Source organism: Streptococcus parasanguinis, assembly GCF_016648925.1.
Taxonomy (GTDB): Bacteria; Bacillota; Bacilli; order Lactobacillales; family Streptococcaceae; genus Streptococcus.
Genome location: NZ_JACLQX010000029.1, coordinates 1 through 23,914, shown reverse-complemented (window position 1 = coordinate 23,914; position 23,914 = coordinate 1). Strand labels below are relative to the sequence as shown.

Here is a 23,914-nt window from a genome sequence, read left to right as displayed (position 1 = left end):
TTGGTGTTTCAGCAGGCACTACTGGATCTACAGTTGGTGTTGGTTCTGTAGGTTTTGGTGTTTCAGTAGGTGCTACTGGATCTGCTGTTGGTGTTGCATTTGTAATTTTTGGTGTTTCAGTAGGAGCTGTTTCTACCGTTGTTGGTGTTGTTGGTTTTAACACTACAGCAGGTGCAGTTTCTACCGTTGTTGGTGTTTCAATAGTTGTATTTTCTTGCGCCTGAGCGGATTGAAAACTTGCTAATGTTGAGACACTTAGTAAAACTAGATATTTTTTCATATCTTTCCTCTCTTTTCTTTTTTCTTTTTTTCGTACTGTTTATAGCTTGGTAACAGCGAACTCCTCTAGCTGTTTTTAAAAAAACTTTATACGCTCTTTTGAGTGTGCTTGAATGTACTAGCCTGGTCTATCAATGGATAGATATACGCTAAATTCCCTTTCTCCTTATCCATAGGCTAACTGATCGGAATTTAGGTTTGTATTCAGTTTTCAAAGGTCTAATTATTTAAGGTTTACCACCTTATCAATCAATAGAATTTTTCTGTTGATTGATAAGGCAATAATTCCTTTCTTCATAATTATATTGTACCACCACTAAATACATTTGTCAATATATTTGTAAATATATTTATAAATATATTTACTTTTTTGTGCTTGAATTATAAAATTTTAGCAAAAAAGGCTGATTTATTGATAAAACAGCCTTGACATAAAAACTTATTAAAGTTAAAATACAAATGCTGAATAATCAAAGTGGCTTTTTGATATTCGGTTGGGCAGACATTCCCGTGTCTGCCTTTTATTTTGTTTTAACAGCTTCTTTATATTTATTCTAATTTAATAGTTTGAAATTAAAGTTATTATACATTTATTTAATGTATAGCGCAAGTAAAAGATCATTACAAAAATATTACAATTGCTCAATCATTGTATCTAAAAATGCAGAATCAGAAGTAAATCCTTTTTGTCGAGCGATTTCTGTCAATTTAGATCGGTTGCTAGGTTTAAGCGTAAATTGAAATTGTTTCTTTTTCTCTTTTTCAATAGCACTAATATTACTTAAGAAATCTGATTCAGCAACTGCTGTTTCTTTTTTTTCCTCAATAGTTTCTTTTACCGCCTGAGCGATCTTAGTATTTTTGCTTTCAAATGCCATATATTTATTCTCCTCTCTCTATACCTATCTTATCATTTATAATTTTATTTGTAAATATAAATATAAATCTATTTAATATCTTCATCTAAACATTTTTTCATATTGTTAAATGCTAGATTTGTTTCTTTAAAGAATTTTAAATGACTGTTGTATTGGCTATCTTTTTCCATTTCGCTAATAGGTAACATTTCTAAAGTCGTCTTGTTAAATAACTCTTTCTCAGAGAACAATGAAACAACCTCAGGATCTCCCTGAATGACCTCTAAAAGCTCTTTAGATGATTTTGTATTATGCTTAATCATATTAGCCAAGAATACCAACTTAGCTGTAACATAAGATTCTCTAGTAGCATAATCAATACACTCTTTTTTAAACTGTTCAAGACGAGTGCTTAAATCAAATTTTGCATTATAGCCATATTGAGATGGAATAATTGGACTAAAAAGAACATGACTTACTACAGTAGCATTTTTAGTCGCAATTGAAAAATCTGGGCGACAGTCAATAATTACATAATCATACTGATCTAATTCTTTTGATTCATAATTATCTGACAACCACATATAAAGGAGCATGTTTTTATTCGGGTTTGATTCCAATTGAGATTCAACCTGATCTAATTGCATATACCCAGGGATAATACTGATATTTTCTTTAATATCAATAATATCAACTTCCCCACCTACAAAAATATTTTTTACGGTATTTGTAGTGTTATAGATCTTATATGTTTGTGTTAAATTGCATTGCAAATCAAAATCAAGCATCAGCACCTTATATCCTTGAGCTGCCAACCATTCTCCATAGTTATATGCCAGAGTTGTTTTCCCAACCCCTCCTTTAATTGCTACAAAACTACAAATTTTCATACTTTCTTCTCTTTCCTATTAATCTTTGTCTGTTGAAATTTTCAATTCCGTTTCTTTTAGATACTTAAGATATGCTTTCTTATCTTCTTCATTCCATTCTTCATCTAAGTCAATTTCAATTTCATTATTGTCTGTCACAGATTTCTTATTATTTTTTTTGAGATATTCAAGATATGCTTTTTTATCTTCTTCATTCCATTCTTCATTCAAGTCAATTTCAATTTGTTTTGTCATAGTTATATTCTCCGTTTTCTTTGATTCTTTTTCATTAAGTATAACACTATAAAATACATTTGTCAATACATTTATAGTTATTTTTATAATTATATTTATATTTATAACTACTTTTTGAACTTTTTTCTGTATCTTTGGAATGTTCTTCTATTGATTCCTGTTATATCCTCTATTTCAGAATAAGTATAACCCTGATCTAATAAGCCAAAAGCATGTACTAACTTAGGATCATCTTGAGTATATAAAGGCTTCCTACCTTTATATCGTCCTCTCTTTTTAGCTAACTCAATTCCTTGCCTTTGTCTTTCTTTAATTCTCTTTCTTTCTGACTCAGCTTGATACTTATAAATCTCTAATATCAGGTTTGTCAGCAATCTATTCAAATTCTTATCAGTCACATCATTAAAACTAGGAAGATTCAAAATTTCAAAGACGCAGCCTTTATTTTGTAATTCCATCATCAAGTTAGAAAGATCTTCATTGTTTCTACTTAATCTATCTAACTCAGTAATAACAATTGTATCATTCTCCCTAACATAATCTTTTAAATCGTATAGCCCTTTTCTTTCTATGTTCTTCCCAGACGAGATATCTTTAAAGATCTTCTTGCACCCTTTTTCTTCCAATGCTTTTATCTGTCTATCTAGGTTTTGTTGCTTGCTACTAACTCTAGCATATCCTATTTTAGCCATATTCTATAAATCCTTTTTTGCTCAACTCTATTGTCACTCTTATTTTACCACAGAAATATAGAAAAAAGAACAGGACAATAGAGTGTAGTCATTTGTCCTTTTATAAAAAATCTCAAAAACTCCTGTTTTTTTTACTTTTTATGGCATACTAAGAATATAGAAAAAATTAGAAAGAGGTAACAATATGAAATACCCAACGAATTATACCTATGTCGAATTTACTTATACAAACGAATCAGGAAAAGAAGTAAATGCTAAACATGAAATTATCGGAAGATATACTAAAGACAAAGTCTTACAAGCACTTAAGAGTATGTACAATGATTCAGTAAAAATTGATTTTTGTTGCGTTTTAGACGAAAAAAACAGGAAAAAATCTAATTAAACTATTGCAACTTATTCTAGAATTTGCCAAACTTGAGGTATTCAGAGGGAGCTTTTAGGCAGACTGATCCCCTAAACAGGGGAAAAGACAGCAAATTTTTGCTATCTTGAATCAGTCTGCCTAAATATATTTCCAAACCGTCGGCTATCGTCGGTCGCTATATCAGGGGTTACAAACTTCAAAGGTATCTCAACCCTTGAACGAACTTTTTGCTTGCGTTCATTCCACGCCCTACAAGCTGCCCCTTTCGGGGCTTTGTTCGTGTCCTCATCGTGTATTTGACCCATCTCGGCACGTTTCAGCATATCTTATAGAATAATAAGACTTAGCTGGGAGCTACTCAGCATAGCTCATTTTGGAGGTCTTGTGCTGTCACTTATACCTACTTTCGCCCTCCCCTATTTGTAACCCGTAAGGGGGTGCGAGCGCTTTTGTCAGCAGTATTTCATGCCTGGAGTGCGCTATCTCAAATTTCATTATTTAAACTAACAATCTATCCACTTGATCGCCACCAAGCCATATTAGAATATGTTTTTTAGATCACATCATTAAATAAACAACAAAAAAGGTATTTATCATCTGATAAATACCTTTTTTCTTTCAATTTATTTCTGTAATTCAAGTGTTCCCATCTTGACTTATTACGGAATATCCCTTATAATAGTCTAGAAGAAACAAATGCTTTAGAAGTAAATCTATGATATGTCGGTATCATCAGATTTCCTTAGTGACTGTTTGGCGACAGTTACCAAGGCTAGAGCTTTTCTTTTTTTCTCGTTATTTAATTAACTACATTATACACCAAGAAAATTAATAAATCAATCATAGATTATATTGAAAATCTATGATTTTTTTATTTCTTTTGGTAATTTCATTATAACATTAACAAATACAATTGTCAACATAAATATATTTATACTTATGTTTTATAAAGAAAATCCTTTGTTTTTTTGTTTGGTATGATCCTTTTTGATATTCTGTTGACGGTCATAATCTTTAACAATATTATCCCTAACATTTTTAAGATTTGTACGCTCAATATGAATTTCTTTCATTTCTTTTTTTATCAGTTCAGGATCAGTATTTTTATCAATTCTTGCTTTTTGTAAAATTTCTTCGCTTGCTTTTGACGTTGTCAGATTTGTTTGATAATCTATCAACGCACCCAGGACTTTATTTGTTTTGGCTAATTTATCATCTAGCCTTTCTAATTCCCGGTCTGTTTCCTCTAGTTTGTTTTTAAATTGATCTTCTAACTCTTTGAATTGAGTTGAATTAGTTACACCATTCAACGCTAGGAAGTTGAGTTCTTCGACATATCTATTGAGCATTGAGATATTTCTATTCTTAGTAAGTATTGATTGACCGTTTTTTTGAGCTAATTGTTTAATAACAGTTGAACCATTCACAAATTTATTTTGTGTAGCATTTTGATCATTTAAGAAATAGAAAAAATCATTTCTTTTTAGGTAAGCATAAAAGTTACCATCTTCTAACTGATCTAATTTTTGTGACGGAATTGAGATAGTACCTTTTCTATCTACTCCAAACTCAATTTCTACATAAATAGATTTTTGACTTCTTTCTTTGATCTGCCATTTTTCAATAAGCAGCTTATACTCAAAGTCTTGTTCTTTTGTTTTTTGCAATTCTTTGTATCTATCTGATATTTGTTCCAGGGGAATTACTACTACATTAGTCTTTAATCTTTCTTCTATTTGACCAATATTATACTTTCCTTTTTTTGAAAGCGTCCGATCCCTAACCCCTCTTTTTTGAGATGAATCTTTCAATTTAAAAGTGGTATATTTACCGGAAACATCAATTTCCAAATTTAAGGCTTTTGCCTTTTCGTTAAAATCATATAGATCAACAGAATTTTTCAAAAGAAAATCTAGTTTATCTTTTATCACCTTTCTAAAATTATTTGATTCTTTCCAGGCAGAATATTTTGTGTAGCTGTTATTCATTTTTGGTTCAATAATTTTAGCTCCGGCCAATTCAGAATGTTTATCTGAAATTTTACTCAATGATTGTTTAGTACCTTTTTTCCATTCAAATTTTTTTAATGTCGTTGAATTTGTCGTATTAAAAATAATATGATTGTGTATGTGGCCTTTATCCATGTGAGTAGCAATTATAAACTGATGATCTCCACCTGTTAATTCTAAAACTGTTTTTCTTCCGATCTCATGAATTTGCTCCGGAGTTAAATTATCATCAGGCGAGAATGATTGAATTAGATGGTGTGCCAGGACACGATCAGGATTTTTTAAATCTGATAAACGCTCATTCCCATTCAAAGAATCAGCAGACAATTTTGTTAAAATAAAATCATCATATACAGTTTCTTTATCAGAGGAATCTGTTAAATCATATCCTGAAACTAATCTTTTAAAAACTTCTTCTCCCTGTACTTCATAAGAATAAATGTTTTCCGGATCATTCATATCATCAACTTTCAAGGTTTTTGCATCATTGACAATATAATTGATTGCATTTTTTAGGTTGCCTGGTTGCTTAATTTGAAATACTTTAGTTACGACCATTTCTAATTTTTCTAACCTCCTTGTTTTCAAATTCTTCTTTAACCAATCTTTTCATTTTATCAATTTCATCTGCAAGACCTAACAGCAATTCTTTGTCTAATTCATTGAAAGTATTTGCGTATTTTGTAAGTTGATTTATGTTCTGACCAATCTTATTTATTTCTTTTCTTAAATGCAAAAGTTCAGAATAATCTATAGTTACTATTTGACCATTTAATAACATTTTAAGAGCAAAGTTTTGAAAATTATTTAGGCCGGATTGTTTAATTTTTCTGGTAAGATATTGATTTTCTTCTTCTGTAAATCGTACTTTCCGTTCTTTATTTCTATATCTATTTTTATCTTTTTCCATAGACATGATAGCCCCTCCTGGGTTATACTTTTATCTGTTGCAAGCATAGTAAGTGGGGCCCCACTTACTCAATTTAAAGGATAGGAAAGCACTTTTTAAGGTTCTAAACCTAAAGTGCTTTTTCCTATCTTTTAAATATATTTGGGGAAATCCCCAATCCCCTCTCCCTCTACTTTGTAGAGATTTTTTAATCTACTACAGGATCAATTTCTAAAAGATTTTTCTTAATTTTAATAAAATCTTCTTCACTAATATTTTCTAACTCTTTGATCGAATCTTTCAATTCATTCACAAAAGTATCATCAAATCCGGAATCAATTTCTTTTAAATCCTCACGCATCAATTCAATAATTGACTGTTTAGGTTTAGCGAAATTTTCTTCATTTTTTACTTTATTTCCTGATAGCCATTCACTCATATCATAGAAATAAGTCATCAAAATATTTTCTAAATTTTCCATTTTTATTCTTCACTTTCTAGCCCTATTCGATTGTTTGAACTTTGTCCGGGCATCACATTGTCCTTGATTCTTTTTTTGAGTTTTTCTCTATTTTATGTTGATCAAAAAAAGAATTAGTAGATATTTTTTCATTTGTTCTTGCTTTATCTAGTCTTTCATAGAAAGCATTTTTAGGCTTTTTATCAGGAGTTTTTTCAATTACTTCCTTTTCGATCATTTGATATTTTTGCATCTTTTCATCAATTCTTTTAATTAAAGAAGATGCTTCTTTTTGCACAATATTTAATTGTGCTTTTAGATCTTTTAGAGTTTCTTTATCTTCTGACCAACTAGCAAGATAACCAAAACTCTTATTACTTGTATCAAGTCCTAAGTGTTTTGATACTACATAGGCTACTGATTCTGCTTGTAACTCTTTTGTAGAAACTGATAAAAGCTCCATGTTTGATAATAACGCATCTACATTATGTAAATCAGAATGAGCCATTTCATGAATAATAGTAGATAATGTTTGTTCTGCTGATCTCCCTTTAGCAATATGAATTGTGTTATCTAAAGGTCTATAAAATCCATTTGATCCATCTGTTATCTCTTCAAATGTTATCGGTACATTATTTTCCAATGATACTTCTTTTAACAATTTGAATATTTGAATTGCTTCTTCCTTTGTAAGCTGCTTATGTATTTTTTTGATAGGCTCTACTACATCTAATTGCTTACCTGGTTGTGGTACAACTTGACTAATATCAAAAACCGGTACACGTTTAAAGAATATTCCTTTTTCTGGTTTATTCGTTAATGGATCAATAATAGGATTTCCGTTTGGATCTTTTTTGATATACTCACAAGGGGCTAAAACATAAATAGCTTTAGAGCCTTTCTTCACCATTCCATTTCTTTTTTTCCAATCATTAAACGAAGCAACAAGACTAGCTGTTGGATATTGTTTTTGAATTAGCATTATATTTCTTGCAGAATATTTATGGAAGCTAGCCATAGAATCCAGGAACGCTTTGTAGTGATCACTATCATAGTATTCCATAATTCCATTCTCTAAAATTTCTGAAAGAGCTTTAGTATCATTGCTTTTTATCAGTTCTGAAATTTCTAAATTCTGACTTTTTAAAGGATCTGATCCAGAGCTAACTTCTACTCCATCTGTTAAGCCGTCACCGTCAGAATCAGGGGAGTTTGGATTAGTTCCTATTGCTTCTTCAAAATCATCTGTTAGGCCATCACCGTCAGAATCTTTTATTTCTTTCTGATCCTTTTTAGTTTGAGAATGAATTTTTTCTAAAACTTTTTTATCTAATTTACTAGCAAATTCTATATGGTCTTCTGAAAATCTTTCGTCCATCAATTCAGAAAGTGGATATGGTTCAGATCCTACACCATATCTTATACCGAATGTATAGCGTTCTCCTTTTTCATTTTCAATATCAAAGGCCGTTTTATCATATCCGTTTTCTTCCGGTTTTAAACGTTCATTTTCAGAATAGAGAACTTCTATAAATTCTTCATATGGTACTAATTCATCTGCCTCAAATCTATCACGAATAGCCTTGTTTTCGCTCCAGTCAAAGCGAATGAATAACCCTATTTCTTTGTTTTGATTTTTTAAAAAATCATTCCAGTCATTCTTTTCTTGTCCTGGACTAAGAGGAGGTACATCAGGAATAACAGGCACGTTAATTTCTCTAAAACGCTCAATAAATTTATTTCCGGCTTCGTCATTATCAACTGCTAATGTTATTAAATTCCTATTTTCTTCGTTGTCAAAATGAGTAGTAACTTTCGCTAAATTAGGTAGGAAATTTTTTAACTCCTCTTGTGACATCTCTTGTGATGCTTTACCTTGCGACAGCATATCAGCCACATATCGGCTTACTGTAGCCTGTTTTAAACCGTCCATTGATACAAGGCGGACATCAGTTAATTTATCCTTATTAAGCTCATAATAGCTCATAAGGTCTATAGGAGCTTCTAAAAAGACTAACCTTTTAGGAGTACCAATATCAAAGCTCATGCCTGATTGACCGTCAGAGTGGGCCATAATTTGTTTTAAATACCCTCTATCATGTATTTCAGGGTGTTTTTCAATACCTTGTAATGTACCACCAACCATGTGTTTATTTGAATCTAAGGATCTAAAGATAATAACCGGTTCCGTATGATTATCTTTTTTATAAGCTGCCTGTCCAATCAATCCCGATTTTTCAAACTCTAATACGGTTGATTCAGACAACCCCCTTTCTTTTACCAGGTAATTTCTAGCCTGGGTTAAATCTGTAGTTTCAAATGGTTCAAGATAATTTTTAAATGGTTCAGCTTTTGGGATAGGCCTAGCTTCTACTGTTTGAAAATCGCCTGTTTCCAGGAATTGTGTAGCATCTTGAAAACTGATTTTTTGTCCAGCAGTTTCTTCTCTATAGGTTCTTACTAAGTCTATAGTATCTCCTGAAAGTTCCCTTGACCACCACCTAAAGCTATTTGTTTTTGGATATAGCTTAAATGAATCATGTTTTGTCCAATGATAAACACCTCCGGATTCCTGTTTTAAATCCATTCCAAGGCTTTCAGCCACAGAAACAATATCCATTGATTTTAAACGGTTTATTTTCTCCTGGTATCTTTGTTCTATTATTTTATCTAAATTTGCCATACTTGATCCTTTCTAAGTTAAAGTAATTGTTTACCTTTTTCAATCTGTTTAGAGATAGCCCATTTCACCTTTTCTACAAAGTCGGATTTTTTGATTTTTCCTTTTCCTATTTGGGTTAGTAATAACTCCCATTTTTGGGTGGTTTCAGGATTCGTATAGATAATATCTAACTTATCCAAGAAATGAATCAATTTGATACCTCTTGTAGTTGGTGTAAATTGGCCGGTTTTCTTTTCTTTTTTTACATACTCCCTAGCCTGGATCAAATCTAATATACCATCTCTTGTTGCAGAAGTTCCCAAATCATATTTTGGTAATAATGTTTTGAGTAGATACTGTTCTGTAATTCTTGACGGTGGTTTTGTCTGATCTTGTTTAATACTTGCCTTTAAAACTAGATTATCAGCAACCTTTAGAGATGGCAGCTCTTTATCTTCTGATTTTGTTTGTTTGTATTTTCTCCAACCTTTATTAAGAGTTACATTTCCGCTAGTTTTAAACTCAGTAGATGAAGCATCATTTTTGATAGTAATTGTAGTAGATTGATAATCATAATTTTCCGAAAACATTAGTAACGTTTGAAACGTTACCATCTGATATATGATTTTTTCATAAGGATCTAATTCCTCAATATTTGGAATGTTTTCGGTTGGAATGATCGCATAGTGTTCTACTACTTTTTTATCGTTTACAAACTCCTTTCTAGGTGTCAGATTGACTGTTTCAATATTTTTTCCAATTGTTTTTTTATAATGTTCAACATTCGCCACCAGGTATTCAAATTCGTTTGTTGTTATAAGAGTGGAATCTGTACGAGGATAGCTCATAAACCCCTTTTGATAAAGGCTTTGAACAATTTCTTTTGTCCTGGTAGCATCAATTTTATATAACTTGCTCATTTCTGATTGTAAGTTAGTTAAATTGTAAAGTTTAGGGGCTGCTTGTGACTTATTTTCTACCTTAACATCAACAACAGTATAACCATCTGACATTGATTCTAAGGCTTCTGTAGCTTCCTGTAAGCTATCGAACTTAACATCATTAGCAAGTTTTCAATCCGTCCTCATTAAGGGCTTCTATCGTCCAATATGGAGTAGATACAAAGTTTTCTATTTCCTCATGATTTCTCACAATTAGACTTACTATAGGAGTTTGAACCCTCCCAACAGACATCACTTTATCTGTTTTTTCTAACTCCCCTACTTCTTTCATTTTGATAGTTACAAAAGGACTTAAATTAAAGCCTACAAGCCAATCAGCATCATCTCTTGCATCTGCTTCATGATAATAATTGACTGTTTCAGATGGATCTCTTAAATTCTTAAATGCCGATTCTATACCTTTTTTGGTTAATGAATTAGCCCATAAACGATATTTCACCTTTTTAAGTGATCCTGGTATTTCATTCAATATTTTGTAAGCTATAGATTCTCCCTCACGGTCAGGATCCGTACCAATAATAATGTAATCACATTCTTTAATACATTTTTTTATGTTATTAAAGCTAGAAGATACCCCCTTTTTTACATGATATGAAAATTTCTCCGGCAATGCCGGTAAGTTCTCCAACTCCCAATTTTCATAATTTTTATAGGGGTTATCCTTTTCTACTAAATGCCCTACAGCCGGAGCTATTAGAACATCTGCCTTTAGAATATCTGAATAGACTTTCCAAATTCCTTTATCATTTTTTGGATCTCCTAAAGCGTGAGCATATTTTTTAGCTTGATCCGGTTTTTCCGGTAAAACAAAAATCTTCATAGTCTTTCCCCTAACAGCACTTAAAAACTAGAGTTTATGAATTTTCTTCATAAACTCCGTGCTATTTTCATTAAATACTTTTATAACTTCTCTAATTAAACTAGCCCTTGAATAGCCAAATGATTCAGCTATTTCATCAAACATTGCTAATTCTTCTGGAGTTAGATAAATAGTTGCCTGTTTTCGATCATTTTTCTTCATTAAATCCCCCCTCCCCTTTTTATTTCAGGTACTTCAATAGGTTCTTCAAAAAAGAATGGTAATTCTTCTTCATCTAGTGTTTGAGAGGGCGATTCTGACGCATTTTCAGGTGATTTTGTGGGTAGTTCTTCACTAAATTGCTTATCTGATACAATTAATTTTTTCACCATTTGATCATATTCTTTCGCATCTGTTTCTACTGCTTCAGTAATATCCGAAAAGTCAACATTACTTTCAAATTCTTCAGCATCAGTCATATATTTTCGATAGATAAACCAATTATTATCACCTGGGGAATTTGAGATCTGATCTTTCATAGGGTGATCAAAGACAGTCATTTTTTTATCTCTGAATACATTTTGTTTTGAAATAAATACTAGTGCTTCATCTACACCAATCCGAGCTATTTCATCAGGTGTCATAAGATCCCGTGATTGGCTTCGATAACTTACTGAACCGCTTTTAAATCTTCCTTGATTGATTGAATGATCCATCTGTTTTATTGTCTGCTTACCAGCTCTCATTGAGAAATACTTCATTGTATTTTCATCATTCGTTCCAAGGAAAAGAATCGTTGCACAGTTATTAAAAATTGTTTTCCAATCGTTTTTATACATTGATTCCAATTGTGAAATTGCTTGAATGATAATCTTAATTGAAATTTCACGACTACGGACAGAAGCTAATACTTCATTAAAGTTAGGAATCTTACCAATATTTGCAAATTCATCAATAATCATCTGAACGTGCAATAAATCCTTTGGACTAATACCTTTAACTTTACCTTGTAGTATTTCATCTGCTCCATGTGTTAAAACCTCAAACATGACCGCAAACATAGTTGATGCAAGGAAGTTAAATGCTTTGTTAGTTTCAGGAATAGCAATAAATACTGCTGTCTTTTTAATATTCCATGTTTCCATTTCCATGGTATCTCTTTCGATCATTTGAGTTACCTGAGCATGATCAAATACTGAATATTGAGCAGACATTACAGCCAGTACAGAGGTTCTTGTTTCTGCTTGAAAGTTTTGATTAAATAAATCCCATTGCTTACAAGCATAGTTACCAGGGATAGCTTCTTCTAATTCTTCAAATAAGCGTTCAACAGGGGAGGGAATCTTTTCGTTCTCTCGCTTAATGTTACGAAGCAAATCAGACACCATAGCTAGATTTGGAGTATAATCATTTACCTTGCTATCAAAATACAGATAACCTATTAAAGCCCGTGTTAAAAGCAAATTTGCTTGTACCCAAAAGTTTTCACCCTGATTATCTGATTTTTTTGTACCATCAATAATAGCTTCTGTCACACGGTCAATATCTAACTCAGATTTCATATAATGAAACGGATTGAATTGATCTGAATTTGACAAATGAACCAAATCAAATACTTTTACATTATATCCATTATCTGCAAGCATTTGCCCCACTTCATGGACTAATAGACCCTTAGGATCTGTAATAATGTAAGAACTGTTCATCTGCATAATGTTAGGTTTTACAAAATTAAATGTTTTACCATCTCCAGGTAACCCAATGGCAACAACATTTTTATTTAATTGCCATTGGTACGGAAGATTCTTATTGAATAGCCCCATTCTTCCATTTTTTGAGAAGATCATATCATTTTTAGGGTCTTTATCTCTAAAATTCATCAGATCTTTTACATTAGCAAATTTAGCAGACCCAGCTTCTTCTCCTGATCTATAATTCTCTATTTTTTTAGGATTAAGGTAAGCAAGGAGTGATGCAAATAAACCAACTAAAATCATTAGTAAACCTATAGGTTTAAAACTAAAAAGAAAATAAGGAGGATCAATAAACTTATCTGCAACATATAAATATTGTGAGAATAGTTGTCCTTTGACAATTGGAGCAGCCGAATAGAGAGCATATCCCCTATTTAAAATTAAAGCTAATACGATACCTACTAGGAGATAAGGTAAAAATTTCTTTTTCTTATATTCCATCATATCCCCTTACCTTTTGATTTGATTTTAGTTTGTGTTTTATCCATTTTAGAAACTTCTGATTTGACTGCTTGCCTATGCTTTTTAAGTCTTTCAGAAAGAGTTTTCTTATTGCTGTATTTTTGAGGATTAGTAGCTATCTCCTCTAATCTTTTTTTCAGAGCTGTTTCTAAAATTTTTGCATTTTGCGATTGAATATAAAGATTAGCTGTACCATCTTTATTATTTGTTATCGCAAATTTAACTCCCTCCTTTTTTAAATCCTTTTGGATCTTTTTAAAGTTTACATCATCTTGTAAGAATTGATGAACTTGCTTATCTCCATAAACCTTATTAATAAATTCTTTTTTTGTGTATGCTCCTCCCTGTTTGGATTTATGTGATTCATATTTATCTGTAAGTTGATTGAGAATAGCTAATATTGCTTTTGCTGTATCTTCAATCGTCCTAAATGATATGCTGTTAGCTTGCATTGCTATTTCTTTTTGATCAATCATTTTTCTCTCCTATTCCTATTTGGTATAGTCTGAAAGAGTGATCTTATCAGAGGTTACTAAATATCCAAATTTAGCTTTATCTGATTTTTTGATTTCAAAACTCATTTTATTAGTAAATGTATTGGTATCTACTGTATAAGTAACGACATAAGTCATTAAATACTTATCGCCTTTTTTTTCCTTAGAAAATAGCATAATGCTACTTGCCGAGGACGGACTAGATAAACCATTTTTTTCTAAATTTTCATTATCTGAAAAATCATTTGCTGTCTTTGCATCACGCAGATAATTTGAAATAAAATATCTACTAAAGACATCAGTTGAATTATCACCACTTTTTTCAAGGGCTTCTGATTGTTTTTCTACTTTATCTATTGTGTTTGCTAACTTCTTTTGAGTTGATAGCAAAGCAACAGAATTGATAGATAGTAGACATACTGTAAAACCTAAAACAACTGCTGAAATTCCTTTATAAAGTTTTGAACGGTTAGTATTTTTGGGTTGTGTTGCCGGTGCTTTGTAAGTGCCGGTTTTTTTTGGTGTTGCATCTGCAGGTGTTAGTGTGTCAGCAGGCACTACTGGATCTACAGTTGGTGTTGGTTCTGTAGGTTTTGGTGTTTCAGTAGGAGCTACTGGATCTGCTGTTGGGGTTGCATTTGCAGGCTTTGGTGTTTCAGTAGGGGTTACTGGATTTGGTGTTGGGGTTGCATCTGCAGGCTTTGGTGTTTCAGTAGGTGCTACTGGATCTGCTGTTGGGGTTGATCCCTTAAAGAAAGGCAAATTAATTTTCTTGCTTTTCTGATTGTCACCACTACTACTTACAAAATCAGATACAAATAATGCGATTTCTTGTTTTGATGGAAAAGGCAGCTCACAACTTATTTCTGAAATAATCTGATTTTTCTTGTCAATATTGCTAATATGAATATTCGCAGTATAGTTTAAATTAGATGCTCTATTATGCTCTTCTTCAAGATACCGTATCAAACTGTCTTGATTTTGTTCTGTTTTAGTAGAGTTTGTTAGAGAATTTGTTACTTTAAATACCATTTTAACCCTCCTGAATTTTGTTTATAAATTTTTTAGTTTCCTCTATTTTGTTTTAGAAAATTCTCTAAATCTTCTATAGATTCAAAGCCATATTCTTTGAATATTTCTGATTGCCTTTTAATTTCTAAATCGGCTATTTCTTTTTTCAAGGTTGCAATTTTCGCATTAACTTTTTTCTGCTTCTCCTCCTCTTTTCGTAAAGCCTCTTTTTTAGCATTTAATTTCTTAGTAACTTGTGTTTCTGTCATTTTATTTCTCCTTTATATATAATATCATTTATAATTATATTTGTCAATATAATTATAAATATTTTATTTTTTTTCTTCTTCTTCTGTTAGTTGTGGTTCTGAACCACTAGCACTATTCAACAAATACCATTTATCACAATGTACCTTATAGTATTTTCTTGAATAGTCGCTTTTTTTACTAATAGTGGTTTCTAGTCGTCCTATAACCTGTATAAGATCACCTTTTCTAGCATAGGTTACAAACTTATCAGCAAATGTATTAAGTAGCACACACTCAATAAAATCTGCTGTATACTTGCCATCTTCACCTTTTCGATCTCTTTGAGATGCTAGGGTAAAATTACATACCCTAGCTCTTTCACTAATTTTTTTTATTTCAGGATCTTCTACTAATCTTCCTGTAAGATTAATACAATTATTCATGTTGCTCCTCCGTTTGTCCTGTTTGGTCAGGCTTTTCCGTTTGTTCCTCTTGTATGAATCCTGTATCTAACATTAAATTATCTCCATCTACAATATTTTGAGATACGATATCAGACACAAGAAATTTCCCATCTGAGTTGCTATAAGTTAATTTATAAGTTGCTTTAGCAGTTATTCCTTTCTGAGCAAGCTCTTTAGAATCTAGAGTTTTTTTAGAATCATATAGATAATTTACAACTACTAGAGCTGTATTTTTTTTATTATTGATATAAATATCAGATGATTCATAAGTATAATTTACATAATACCCTTTATACGCTTGTTGACTAGACTTCTTTTCAAGTTCTGTCAATTTATCATAAAGTCCTGTTGTTACATATGATTTATAGCGTTCATCATTCTCCCCTAACTCTTTTTTTGTAAAGTAGGAAATAAGAAACTTCTCTACTTCTTTTTGAGTAAGTTCCTTATTCGTTACTTTTACTTGTTTAGGAGCATTATCTTTTTGTTTTGAACCGTGACCAATTTGACCAAATCCAAAACCAACAAGAAATATTACAATAACCCCAACTACATACAAGGTTATTTTAAACATTTTAACTTTAAATTGATCTACCATTTTTTCTCCTATTCTAATGGTTTTCTACTGGGTCTAAAGAAACCACTTCACAGTCATTTATAAGCCATTTACCAGATTCTTTATCCCGTTTATAAGATAATTTTAAACTGTATTCATTCGTCATAGAAATCTTATTAGATTCTGTAACATCTGGATCTTTTTCATAAGCATCATAACTATATTTTGCTGTCACATAAACTACATTATCATCTTGTCCTAAATAGGTTTTAGATGATTTATACTTGAAATTTCTCATGTTCTGTATTCTATATTTCAGCATTGGTTCTTCCTCTAGCATAACTTCATGATTATATGCCGAGGTTGTCATGTATTTTTTATATTCTGATCGATTAGATCCAGGTTTCTTTTTTGTAAAATAAACTTTCAAAAAATCAACAACATACTCTTTACTAACCTTATCGGTTTTTGAAATATCCTGATTAGTTTTACTTGACTGTCCACTAGAAAGTAGAAGTACAAATATTGAAACCAAACAGATCACCGCTATAGTAACCCCAAATACAAACTTTTTTATAAACTTATTATTTACCATAAAATTCACCTATTTTTTTACTGAAATTTCCTGATTTTGAGTGAGCGTTCCCTCTTTGATGATATATCCTGATGGATCTATACTATCTCCTCCTGCTACAGTTGTAGAATTTGATACTTCGAAATGACAATGGAAAATGGTTGTTTGTCCTGAATGTCCTAACAAAGCAATTTGCTGACCAGCTTTAATCTCTTGACCAGAGCTAAAATTAGGAACTTCTTTCAAATGTCCATAGTAAGCCATTTGATTTGTATCTTTAATCTTAATCATGATATAGTTACCACCGATTCCTGATGAACCTACAGCATAAACTGTACCGTCTGTAACGCTATAGATTGGATAATCATGAGGTAATACGGTTGTTCCATACTGTACCCCTACAGGCGATAAATCGACCCCTGTATGACCTAGATTTTGCCCTGTAATGGTATATAATGATGCTCCTGCCCCTTGTGACCAAGGAGTTCTTCCAAATGGTTGCATAACCCAAAAATCAGTATCAAAGATAGGAGCATATTTTCCATTTCTATTAATAGATCCTTTATATTTTCCACCTGATGGATTTTTAAGGTAATCTAAAACTTGTTTAGCATAGGCTTGCCGTTGTGTTGCTTTATCTCCTGAATTTCCCTCCCAATAGGTAGCAAATTCATTAGCTACACTTGCAACATCTTGACTATCATCTGCACCTGCAATTTTTTTAGCGTACCCTTGATGGTAACCATCATCACCATTAAAGATAAAATCTATTTGAAGTTCTAAATCATACCATTTTTTATTCTTACTTTTTGCGTATTCAAGTAATAATGTATGTCTTCGCCCTCCATCTGAGGTATCTGTAAACTGACCCAAACCTAAACCACGGTGGATAATATTAGCATATCTTCCACCATAAATAGATGGACCACCTATTTCTAACCATTGAGGATCGTCCCATGATGAATCCGTTGCCCCAACTGGTGGATTTAAATAGTCACCTTCTGCTCTTTTTGGATTAATGCTACTTTCTACCCAGAAGTTACCTAGAAAGGCTGCTGCTCCTGTTTTAGTTGTTTTTGGATAGTATTTCTTCATAAGGTTATAGACTTGATCAATTCTTTTTGAAATATCTGCGTCCATATCTACTGAGGTTATCACAGTAGTTTTCTGCCGATATTCGACAAATTGAAAATAGAAACCTGGATTAACTAAAACCCAAACTCTATTATCTTTAGCTTTGTATCCATAGTTGGATTTATTATCCCTGATATCTTTAAGCCATGCAGAATCACTATCGTCAACTTTACCGTACTCTTTAGCATAAGCTATTTTTTGTTCAACAGAATCCTTTTTCACAGTAGCAATTTCCTTACCTGATTCTACCGTTTCACCATCTTTTACTTTGATATTTTCAACATCATAAAAAATGAATTTTGAATCTTTAGTAGTGATGATAATATTTTCTGTCTTGGTATCTTCGTTTAAAAGGTCTTTCTTTGTAATCGAGATTTTACCATCTAAAGGAGCATATAATTTACTATTAGGTTGAGTTTGGATAGTTGTTGTTGGATCAATTGTATCTTTATCTTTATATCCATATCTACTAGTGATATAAACGACCCCTGATGGTTCAGAAGCAGATAACGGATTATCAAGCTCTATATAGCCAGAATATTTACCCGTTTCTTTCTGAGCTTCTAAAATATCGTTATAGTCGTTATAATCATCTTTGTCCAAAATCATCCATTTCTTACCTGATCCACCAGGTTTATATAGATCTTTCATCTCTTTTAGATTATCTTTATCATCATTCAATGAAAGCCAGATATCATTCAGAGCATCAGAATAGTGATTGAATCCAAAGAATCCACTAATAGCACCACCTGTACCATCACCCCAACTCGCATCTGGTTCCCATTCACCACCATATCTGTAGTTCATAAAGCCTAAAATATCATCAATGTTTGTATAGTATTCAACATCTGAATTTGACTTTTCTCTATCAGTTTTTGAAATTTGTAGCCATGATTGATTTAAAGTAAATTCTGTTTGTTGTACAACATTGCTAGAGAATATAGAGCTAATTGCAACTAACAGCACCATGATGAATCCTAATCCACCTGTTACCATTAATGAAACTGGATTTGCAAGCATAGCTACAACTGCTTTTGCCATCAACACCGCCGATTGTCTAGCAATCTGCATTGATCTATGTAAGGCTAATTGCATTGATCTAGTTGCTGTCGCAGTTGCTTTTGATTGTCTTAAAACAGTTACGCTTTTTTTGGTAAATCTAGCACCTTTACTTATTGTTTTTGCTGTACTCTTACCAACATATTTCCCACCTCTACCTGTTTTCTTAAGCAGTTTGAGAGTGTATTTTGAAGCACGCTTATTATTTTTGAATTTGTAATACATTTCTACAGCATCTTGCGTTACATCATTTTGTCTTAAAGCTGTTCTACTAACTTGTCCAAGAGCATTTTTAACAGCATCAGATGAAGCACTAGAAACTTTAGAAATCGTATTTGCATTTGCCTTTTTTAAATCCTTTTTTGACTTCACAACTGATTTTCGTTGAGAAGTGTCTTTTTTATCAACTGTATGTGTCCTAATGGATTTTACATTTGATGATTTACGACTTGTGTTTTTTTGTTCTTTTTCACTCATTTCTCATTCCTCTTAGAAAAAAATCCCTCAAGGAATGAGGGATTTTTTAGATCTTCTTATAAGCATCAGTACCAACAATTTCAAAAAGTTTAGTATTTTTTGGAATTGGATTTTCAAAAGGTACAGCGATATTATGGTTCGCAATAATTAATCCCGTTCCTTTTGCTTTTGGTTTTTCAATAAAACGGATAAGGGCAGGTGTCAAATTGACTACTTCTGTTAGTTCTCTAATATCAGTTTTCTTTTGTTTCAACAAAACAATAAAGTCACTATTAGACAATAACTTTCTTCCCTGAGAGCGTTCTAACAAGGTCTCAACATTTTGTGTGATCCCTGTTGGAATAGCACCATATTTACGAACACGGGCATACAGATCAGTAAAGAATTGTGCCTGATTTTCCGTTTGAAATTGATTCTGCATTTCATCAAAATAAATACGGGTTGTCAGCTTACCTTGATTATTTACGACCTGATTCCAGATATAGTCTTGCACCACCATCAGAGCGAAAGATTTTAATTTACCTGTCAGCTTCTTTAAGTTGAAAATAACTACTTTATCTGTAATATCAACGTTTGTTTCAAAAGAAAATACGTTTTGAGAACCTTTAGTATATGATTCAGATTTAAGGGCTAACTGTTTTGCAACTGGTTCAGGTTGTTTTAAAAGAATGTCATGCCAATCTGACAAGGTAGGTGTTCGATCTGTAATTTTCTCATAACAAAGACGAGTAACACGGTCAATCATTGAGAAATCTTCATCAGTTACTTCTGATAGAATATTTTCAAAGAATCCCATGATAAGAGATGCTTTTTGTCCAATAGGATCTAGTCCATCTTCATTAGAGAGAGCAGCTTCATCAGGTAGATCCATTAGATTTAGATGTGTATTTGAACCTGGGAAGATATCAATTAGTTGCGCTCCAAATGCACGACCAATATCTGAATATTCATCTTCTGGGTCAACGATAATCACACGATCCTCAGGATATTTTAGAATTGTTGGAATAACTTCATTAGCTTTTACAAATACCGATTTACCTGATCCTGATGACCCTAAAACAACTCCTGATGCAGTATTTAGATCCCGTTGACGATCAAGTGTTATAACGTTATTTGAGAGTTGGTTTTGACCGTAGTAAATAGCTGTAGGGCTATCAGATTGTAAGTCTGTATTAGTAAATGGAATTTGAGTAGCAATATTAGCAGTCGTCATATCTCGTAGATAGTTACGCTTAATATCAAGATACGCTTTACCAATCGGTAGGATTGTATTTAACGCTTCTTCTTGATGATAATTTACTACATCAAAATCTAAAACGTGTTTCCGTCCAACTTGTTTTACACGGTTAATATAATCTGCCAATTGTTCTTCTGTATCAGCTTTTAGCATCACGCAGATTACACCAGAGAAAATCTTTTGGTCATTATCTTCGATTTCAGTTTTCCATTTAAGAGCTTCTTCTGTCGTTTGTTTAGCAACACCAGAAGATGCTAATTCTCCTGAAACTCCACCTTTAAAGGCTTGTTTTTGAGATTTAACCATATCCATTTTCGCTTTTGCTTCAATGGTATTAATTTCTCGCAATGTTTCGCCAATATTATGTGGAATGACCTGAATATTAATAACCATTTCAATTCCAATATCTGTTAGGCTTTTAATCAAGCGATCATTAAGAAATGATGGATAATGACGAATATATAGAACTGATGCAAACTTATCATCTAACATGAATTGATCTTGTTTAAACCAAATTCTATTAGGCGCAATGAATGATTTTGTAGTTAATCCTGAAATGCGAACATCATTATAATCAACATCTAAATAAGGATTACCACGTAAGATATCACCAAAGATATTTAATCGTTCTGATCCATTTAAAGGCTTGATATTAATATCAACCGTTTTAAATTGTTCAGTCAAATTGTTCTCGATATCCTTTAATTTTGAGTATGCTGTTTTAATATCGTGTGAATCAGTTGAAACCGTGATGAATTTTTTAACTTGAAAATTCTTCTGATCGGTTGCAAACCGTGAAGCAATCATTTTATTGTACTCGCTTCTCAAATCGTCATTTTTATCACCTGTCAACTCATAAGTGATCTTATCCAACATATTTGACGGAATCGGACGGTTTAGGATTGTTAATTGATATACATTATCTGAATCAAACCCATTCAGGCACTCAGCGTAATTATCAATAATATCAATCTTATCATCTTCTGTAACTGTTAAGTAGTTAGCATCTCCTAATTCCCATGTCTTAGAATAATACTCTCCTGTTATGTGCATCATTCCATCTTCAAACAATGAAGTATATTTAATTGTATTTTGTGAGCTAGGTTTCATTGCATTTTGCAATTGTTTAGCCCTCGCTTTTTCTGCCTTACTCAAAGGTGTCTTGTTCGTTCCATTCGTGGACACCTTTTTCTTGCGTAAATTTAAGATCATTTAAGTCCTCACTTTCAAATTCTGTCATGTATGATCTTTCTTGTATGGTAAACTTAAATTTCAAAATATCTTTTACAATTGTTTCTTTCTCCAATCCATATAGGACAAAGGGAGGGCAAATAATAATTAATGATAGATACATTAGAATATCTGGTAAACCAAGTAAGGAAATCACAACTGATAATCCTACTCCTAAAGATAATCCAATAATCATTAAAAACATTCTAAAATTCATGCCACCACTTTTAAAAGAACTCAATGGTTTTAGAAATTCAGATCCTAGTTTATTCATGTATATTCCTTTCTAGCTTAGTTTACTTGTAGTAATGATTTTGCCATTCTTTGTGAACCAAATAGCATAACCAAGAATACAATACATTTACCTAAATAAGTAAATCCAGCTACAAAGTCACCTAGCCATGATCCTTTATCAATAGTGATAAGAGAATCTGCATTAATTCCTGACCAAACCACAAATAGTAGAACGATCACAACTCCTTGTAAAGCAATAGCTCCACAGCGTTTAAAGAAACCAATCGCAATATCTCGTGTTCCATCATTCATAAAGAACGCTACAATAATAGGAGCGATTCCTTTGAGAAGATACATCTCAATAAACCTTAATAGTGTAATAAGGTTAGTAGAAAGTACGGTTATACCTCCTACAAGAGTACACAAGATATTTACAAAGATCTTAATGAAGAAGTTTCCCTTTTTCCCGTTTTCCCACTTGAAAACATCTGCAACTGAGGTAGACCCCACAAGGTGAGCCATAGCGTTACAGACCCAGATAATAGCATCAAATATTTTTGCTGAATTATAACATAAGAACAAAGCTATAACGTATTTGATGCCAATTTCAAGAAACAATCTCCATGTCACATCTCCTCCTTGATTCCTGATAAACTTATACCAAGAAGCCATTTCCAAAAAGAAGAGTATCAGAATAATCAATACCCCTATTGCCATTAGTGCTTTATTAGCACTTTCAACAGCAGTATTTGCACCTGGGCTATACTCTGATAAACCTTTCTGCATGTTATTTATAATATCTTTCATGTCTTTCCTTTTTACTATAAATAAAAACCCCTTTTCAGGAGTTTTTGCTAGTTATCATTTGATAGCTTGTAACGAAGATTAATAGATGATAATACAACAGCGACTATCACAATAAGAGTTACATCAAATTCAAGATGAATAAAGAAGTTTATTGAGTTTGTTTTCAAAAAATCTGATCCTAAAATAAATTCAACTATATTCTTTAATATCGGAACTGATGATATATCATTGATTTTAAAAATTGAAATAATTGCTGAAACTATTAAAGCAATACCAATTTTTGAAACAATCCAAACAACAAATAATGTAATGACCATTAGTATTAAATCCTTTAAAAAAAGGAATAGAATAAATGGTGCTGAAATAATTAATGTGAACAACTTTAAAAGACCTCTCAAAATAGAAGGTTTTGATTTTGTATAAGTTGTTTCTTCAACTATTTCCAGTCTATCATCATTGTTGTAATTCATCTATTATCCTCCTTAAAATACCTTAAAATAATGTATTTTAGAACGAGATAGCTCCTAAAGCTGATACAATGGCTGCTGTAATCCCTGGAATTAGCACAGTCAAAGCACCACCTGAAATCATAGAAGTCATACCTTGATCCATCTGTTGTGGGTTCTGATTTTTTCTTCCTGAGAAGTAATCAAAAGCACCAGTAAGAAGCCAACCTAGAGCTACTACTGTTAAAATAGCTCCTAATCCTGTAATAACTTTTGTTGCAATTTGCATTGTTTTATCTCCTAAATTATTTGTTAGTTAAAATTGTCCTAATTAGTTGTTTTTTTTCTTTAAAACAGGTAAACTAGATAATAGACCAAGAGCGCCTAAAATAGACAAGGGTAGCGTACTTTGTGCGCCTGTTGATGGTAATTCATCACTTGTATATTCAGCAGATTTTGGTGTTTCTGTTGATTCTGTTTTAGTGTTTTTGGGTTGTGTTGCCGGTGCTTTGTAAGTGCCGGTTTTTTTTGGTGTTGCATCTGCAGGTGTTGGTGTTTCAGCAGGCACTACTGGATCTACAGTTGGTGTTGGTTCTGTAGGTTTTGGTGTTTCAGTAGGTGCTACT

The 23,914-nt window shown here is 32.1% G+C and carries 24 protein-coding genes and 2 pseudogenes; 1 reads left to right on the top strand and 25 read right to left on the bottom strand.

Features of this window, described 5'->3' with window-relative positions; genetic code table 11:
* The 5 genes and pseudogenes from H7T97_RS09200 to H7T97_RS09180 all read right to left on the bottom strand — a co-directional run.
* Positions 1-280 (bottom strand): annotated as a pseudogene (locus H7T97_RS09200) (hypothetical protein); the annotation flags it as partial.
* A gap of 631 nt (positions 281-911) precedes the next feature.
* On the bottom strand, positions 912-1,157 hold the full coding sequence (locus H7T97_RS09195) for a hypothetical protein (RefSeq protein WP_049523071.1): 246 nt from the start codon (positions 1,155-1,157) through the stop codon (positions 912-914).
* Positions 1,158-1,225: 68 nt separating this feature from the next.
* The gene (locus H7T97_RS09190; protein ID WP_201090123.1) at positions 1,226-2,026 is read right to left on the bottom strand and encodes a ParA family protein; all 801 of its coding nucleotides are present in this window, start codon (positions 2,024-2,026) and stop codon (positions 1,226-1,228) included.
* 18 nt (positions 2,027-2,044) lie between these two features.
* Entirely contained in the window at positions 2,045-2,260 is a 216-nt protein-coding gene (locus tag H7T97_RS09185; RefSeq protein WP_201090122.1) for a hypothetical protein, read from the bottom strand.
* A gap of 107 nt (positions 2,261-2,367) precedes the next feature.
* Positions 2,368-2,952, bottom strand: a complete 585-nt coding sequence (locus tag H7T97_RS09180) for a recombinase family protein (RefSeq protein ID WP_201090121.1) — start codon at positions 2,950-2,952, stop codon at positions 2,368-2,370.
* 184 nt (positions 2,953-3,136) lie between these two features.
* Between H7T97_RS09180 and H7T97_RS09175 the strand changes: the two genes are divergently transcribed.
* A complete protein-coding gene (locus H7T97_RS09175; protein WP_049523067.1) occupies positions 3,137-3,337 on the top strand; it encodes a hypothetical protein in 201 nt (66 codons plus the stop codon).
* 926 nt (positions 3,338-4,263) lie between these two features.
* Here the strand turns inward: H7T97_RS09175 and H7T97_RS09170 are convergent.
* The 20 genes and pseudogenes from H7T97_RS09170 to H7T97_RS09075 all read right to left on the bottom strand — a co-directional run.
* Positions 4,264-5,886 carry a helical hairpin domain-containing protein gene (locus H7T97_RS09170; protein WP_201090120.1) on the bottom strand — a complete coding sequence of 541 codons (1,623 nt, stop codon included), beginning with the start codon at positions 5,884-5,886 and terminating at the stop codon, positions 4,264-4,266.
* The gene (locus H7T97_RS09165) at positions 5,873-6,238 is read right to left on the bottom strand and encodes a plasmid mobilization protein (RefSeq protein ID WP_375787587.1); all 366 of its coding nucleotides are present in this window, start codon (positions 6,236-6,238) and stop codon (positions 5,873-5,875) included. The genes H7T97_RS09170 and H7T97_RS09165 overlap by 14 nt, the downstream gene beginning before the upstream one ends.
* Before the next feature lie 187 nt (positions 6,239-6,425).
* The gene (locus H7T97_RS09160; RefSeq protein ID WP_201090118.1) at positions 6,426-6,698 is read right to left on the bottom strand and encodes a hypothetical protein; all 273 of its coding nucleotides are present in this window, start codon (positions 6,696-6,698) and stop codon (positions 6,426-6,428) included.
* Between the two features lie 52 nt (positions 6,699-6,750).
* Positions 6,751-9,360, bottom strand: a complete 2,610-nt coding sequence (locus H7T97_RS09155; protein WP_201090117.1) for an ArdC-like ssDNA-binding domain-containing protein — start codon at positions 9,358-9,360, stop codon at positions 6,751-6,753.
* A 17-nt stretch (positions 9,361-9,377) separates the two neighbouring features.
* Positions 9,378-11,121, bottom strand: a pseudogene (locus H7T97_RS09150) (DNA topoisomerase).
* Positions 11,122-11,148: 27 nt separating this feature from the next.
* Positions 11,149-11,322: a hypothetical protein gene (locus H7T97_RS09145; protein WP_201090116.1), complete on the bottom strand. Its 174-nt coding sequence runs from the start codon at positions 11,320-11,322 to the stop codon at positions 11,149-11,151.
* Entirely contained in the window at positions 11,322-13,295 is a 1,974-nt protein-coding gene (locus tag H7T97_RS09140; protein WP_201090115.1) for a VirD4-like conjugal transfer protein, CD1115 family, read from the bottom strand. Before H7T97_RS09140 ends, H7T97_RS09145 begins: the two co-directional genes overlap by 1 nt.
* Positions 13,295-13,792, bottom strand: coding sequence for a DUF3801 domain-containing protein (locus H7T97_RS09135; protein WP_049523060.1), 498 nt, complete (start codon positions 13,790-13,792; stop codon positions 13,295-13,297). Before H7T97_RS09135 ends, H7T97_RS09140 begins: the two co-directional genes overlap by 1 nt.
* A 15-nt stretch (positions 13,793-13,807) precedes the next feature.
* Positions 13,808-14,842, bottom strand: a complete 1,035-nt coding sequence (locus H7T97_RS09130; protein WP_201090114.1) for a hypothetical protein — start codon at positions 14,840-14,842, stop codon at positions 13,808-13,810.
* 32 nt (positions 14,843-14,874) lie between these two features.
* Entirely contained in the window at positions 14,875-15,090 is a 216-nt protein-coding gene (locus H7T97_RS09125; protein ID WP_049523058.1) for a hypothetical protein, read from the bottom strand.
* Between the two features lie 63 nt (positions 15,091-15,153).
* Positions 15,154-15,513, bottom strand: a complete 360-nt coding sequence (locus tag H7T97_RS09120; protein WP_201090113.1) for a single-stranded DNA-binding protein — start codon at positions 15,511-15,513, stop codon at positions 15,154-15,156.
* Complete coding sequence (locus H7T97_RS09115; RefSeq protein WP_201090112.1) at positions 15,506-16,132, bottom strand: hypothetical protein; 627 nt, start codon at positions 16,130-16,132, stop codon at positions 15,506-15,508. Before H7T97_RS09115 ends, H7T97_RS09120 begins: the two co-directional genes overlap by 8 nt.
* A gap of 13 nt (positions 16,133-16,145) precedes the next feature.
* Positions 16,146-16,685: a hypothetical protein gene (locus tag H7T97_RS09110; protein WP_201090111.1), complete on the bottom strand. Its 540-nt coding sequence runs from the start codon at positions 16,683-16,685 to the stop codon at positions 16,146-16,148.
* 9 nt (positions 16,686-16,694) lie between these two features.
* Positions 16,695-19,334: a phage tail tip lysozyme gene (locus H7T97_RS09105; RefSeq protein ID WP_201090110.1), complete on the bottom strand. Its 2,640-nt coding sequence runs from the start codon at positions 19,332-19,334 to the stop codon at positions 16,695-16,697.
* 46 nt (positions 19,335-19,380) lie between these two features.
* A complete protein-coding gene (locus H7T97_RS09100) occupies positions 19,381-21,783 on the bottom strand; it encodes a VirB4-like conjugal transfer ATPase, CD1110 family (RefSeq protein ID WP_260314120.1) in 2,403 nt (800 codons plus the stop codon).
* Positions 21,719-22,075: a PrgI family protein gene (locus H7T97_RS09095; RefSeq protein WP_155173272.1), complete on the bottom strand. Its 357-nt coding sequence runs from the start codon at positions 22,073-22,075 to the stop codon at positions 21,719-21,721. Before H7T97_RS09095 ends, H7T97_RS09100 begins: the two co-directional genes overlap by 65 nt.
* 17 nt (positions 22,076-22,092) lie before the next feature.
* On the bottom strand, positions 22,093-22,842 hold the full coding sequence (locus H7T97_RS09090; RefSeq protein ID WP_049523052.1) for a hypothetical protein: 750 nt from the start codon (positions 22,840-22,842) through the stop codon (positions 22,093-22,095).
* Positions 22,843-22,889: 47 nt separating this feature from the next.
* Positions 22,890-23,312: a hypothetical protein gene (locus tag H7T97_RS09085; protein ID WP_155173270.1), complete on the bottom strand. Its 423-nt coding sequence runs from the start codon at positions 23,310-23,312 to the stop codon at positions 22,890-22,892.
* A gap of 37 nt (positions 23,313-23,349) precedes the next feature.
* Positions 23,350-23,577: a hypothetical protein gene (locus tag H7T97_RS09080; protein ID WP_049523050.1), complete on the bottom strand. Its 228-nt coding sequence runs from the start codon at positions 23,575-23,577 to the stop codon at positions 23,350-23,352.
* A gap of 42 nt (positions 23,578-23,619) precedes the next feature.
* On the bottom strand, positions 23,620-23,914 hold a 295-nt coding region (locus H7T97_RS09075; protein ID WP_201090109.1), incomplete at its 5' end, for an LPXTG cell wall anchor domain-containing protein.